Origin of the sequence: Pseudomonas sp. NPDC087690 (genome assembly GCF_044743175.1) — a bacterium.
Lineage (GTDB): Bacteria > Pseudomonadota > Gammaproteobacteria > Pseudomonadales > Pseudomonadaceae > Aquipseudomonas.
The window spans coordinates 1-2601 of record NZ_JBIUVX010000087.1; the positions used below are offsets into that span (position 1 = coordinate 1).

Here is a 2601-nt window from a genome sequence, read left to right on the forward strand (position 1 = left end):
ATTTTCTTGGCCATGAGGCACTCCAATTACGGGTACGAACGCCTCGAAAGGCACCCCGGTTACTTGCGCGTTTATCCCAGTGACGACAAAACCCCACAGCCTAGGGCTGCGGGGTTGGGATGCTTGTCCAGTTAGACCTTTTCGACCTGACTGAACTCCAACTCTACCGGGGTAGAGCGACCGAAAATGAGCACTGCCACTTGGATCCGGCTCTTTTCGTAGTTAACTTCTTCAACGACGCCATTGAAATCAGCAAATGGACCATCATTGACTCGCACCGTTTCACCTGGCTCGAAGAGAGTCTTCGGCTTAGGCTTGTCGCTACCATCAGCAACACGACGCAGAATTGCTTCCGCCTCTTTATCGGTGATTGGCGCAGGCTTATCAGCAGTACCGCCGATAAAACCCATCACCCGAGGAGTATCCTTGACCAAGTGCCAAGTACCCTCATTCATATCCATCTGAACCAGCACATAGCCTGGAAAGAACTTTCGCTCGCTTTTGCGTTTCTGGCCATTACGCATTTCAACCACTTCTTCAGTGGGAACCAGAATCTCGCCGAAGCCATCTTCCATGCCAGCCAGCTTTACGCGCTCGACGAGCGAGCGCATTACATGCTTCTCGTAACCCGAGTAAGCATGCACAACGTACCAACGCTTAGCCACGGGACACCCTTAGCCGACAATCAAGGAAACAAGCCAGCCGAGCAGGGAATCAAGACCCCACAACAGCAACGCCATAACCAGAACAACAGCCACCACGATAAGGGTGGTCTGCGTGGTTTCTTGGCGAGTTGGCCACACGACTTTACGAATTTCGGTGCGAGCTTCCTTAACCAGTACAAAGAAAGACTTGCCCTTCGCCGTTTGCAAGCCTACAAAGGCAGCTACAGCAGCAATGACAAGCAATGCGAGTACACGGTACAGGATCGGCGAAGCAGAGTAATACTGATTGCCAACAACGCCAACAACCACCAAAGCGACTACTACAAGCCACTTGAGCAGATCGAAGCGAGAGCCTTGAGCTTCAGCTTTAGGAGTCATCTATGAAGATCCTGTGAAAAGAAAGCCAGACACACGAAGTGAATCTGGCAGGTCAGGAGGGAATCGAACCCCCAACCTACGGTTTTGGAGACCGTCGCTCTGCCAATTGAGCTACTGACCTAAAACAAAATCAGGCCGACCATTATGCCGGCCCGAAAAAGACATTACAACAACTTACTCGATGATTTTAGCTACGACGCCAGCGCCGACGGTACGACCGCCTTCACGGATAGCGAAACGCAGACCATCTTCCATCGCGATGGTTTTGATCAGGGTAACAGTCATCTGAATGTTGTCACCTGGCATTACCATTTCAACGCCTTCTGGCAGCTCGCAGTTACCAGTCACGTCAGTAGTACGGAAGTAGAACTGTGGACGGTAGCCTTTGAAGAACGGAGTATGACGACCGCCTTCTTCCTTGCTCAGAACGTAAACTTCTGCGGTGAACTTGGTGTGCGGCTTAACGGTACCCGGCTTAACCAGAACCTGACCACGCTCAACGTCGTCACGCTTGGTGCCACGCAGCAGTACGCCGCAGTTCTCGCCAGCACGACCTTCGTCGAGCAGCTTGCGGAACATTTCAACACCGGTGCAAGTAGTCACGGTGGTGTCACGCAGACCAACGATTTCCAGAGGATCCTGAACACGAACGATACCGCGCTCGATACGACCAGTCACAACAGTACCGCGACCAGAGATCGAGAATACGTCTTCGATTGGCATCAGGAACGGCTTGTCGGTCAGACGTACTGGTTCTGGGATGTAGCTGTCCAGAGTTTCAACCAGCTTCTTGACGGCAGTGGTGCCCATCTCGTTGTCGTCTTTGCCTTCCAGAGCCATACGAGCCGAACCGATGATGATTGGAGTGTCATCGCCCGGGAAGTCGTAGGTGGACAGCAGGTCGCGAACTTCCATCTCAACCAGTTCCAGCAGTTCAGCGTCGTCTACCAGGTCAGCCTTGTTCAGGAAAACCACGATGTACGGAACGCCAACCTGACGGGACAGCAGGATGTGCTCACGGGTTTGTGGCATCGGACCATCAGCGGCCGAGCAAACCAGAATAGCGCCGTCCATTTGAGCAGCACCGGTGATCATGTTCTTCACATAGTCAGCGTGACCTGGGCAGTCAACGTGAGCGTAGTGACGGATCTTCGAGTTGTACTCAACGTGTGCGGTGTTGATGGTGATACCGCGAGCTTTCTCTTCCGGTGCGCTGTCGATCTTGTCGAAGTCAACGATTGCCGAACCGAAAACTTCGGAGCAAACGCGAGTCAGAGCAGCAGTCAGAGTGGTTTTACCGTGGTCAACGTGACCAATGGTCCCAACGTTGACGTGCGGCAGGGAACGATCAAATTTTTCCTTAGCCATCGATATCACCCTTAACAGAAGATTTGAGCAAACAACATTAGCCATTAAAACAAAGGCAGATATTTTCATATCTGCCTTGTTATATGGAGCTCTTGAGCGGATTTGAACCGCTGACCTCACCCTTACCAAGGGTGTGCTCTACCAACTGAGCTACAAGAGCGAAACACTTTGCACAACCTGCAAACTTGTA

At 52.1% G+C, this 2601-nt stretch carries 3 protein-coding genes and 2 tRNA genes; all 5 read right to left on the minus strand.

Annotated elements, in window-relative coordinates; all coding sequences use genetic code 11:
* Nucleotides 1-131 precede the first annotated feature (131 nt).
* Nucleotides 132-665 carry a transcription termination/antitermination protein NusG gene (nusG, locus tag ACIPIZ_RS29290; protein ID WP_007916492.1) on the minus strand — a complete coding sequence of 178 codons (534 nt, stop codon included), beginning with the start codon at nt 663-665 and terminating at the stop codon, nt 132-134.
* Between the two features lie 9 nt (nt 666-674).
* Complete coding sequence (gene secE, locus ACIPIZ_RS29295; protein WP_007916493.1) at nt 675-1043, minus strand: preprotein translocase subunit SecE; 369 nt, start codon at nt 1041-1043, stop codon at nt 675-677.
* A 45-nt stretch (nt 1044-1088) separates the two neighbouring features.
* Nucleotides 1089-1164: transfer RNA gene (locus ACIPIZ_RS29300), tRNA-Trp, on the minus strand.
* Nucleotides 1165-1217: 53 nt separating this feature from the next.
* Nucleotides 1218-2411 carry an elongation factor Tu gene (gene tuf / locus ACIPIZ_RS29305; RefSeq protein WP_064392265.1) on the minus strand — a complete coding sequence of 398 codons (1194 nt, stop codon included), beginning with the start codon at nt 2409-2411 and terminating at the stop codon, nt 1218-1220.
* Between the two features lie 84 nt (nt 2412-2495).
* Nucleotides 2496-2571, minus strand: a tRNA-Thr gene (locus ACIPIZ_RS29310).
* Nucleotides 2572-2601: the final 30 nt, after the last annotated feature.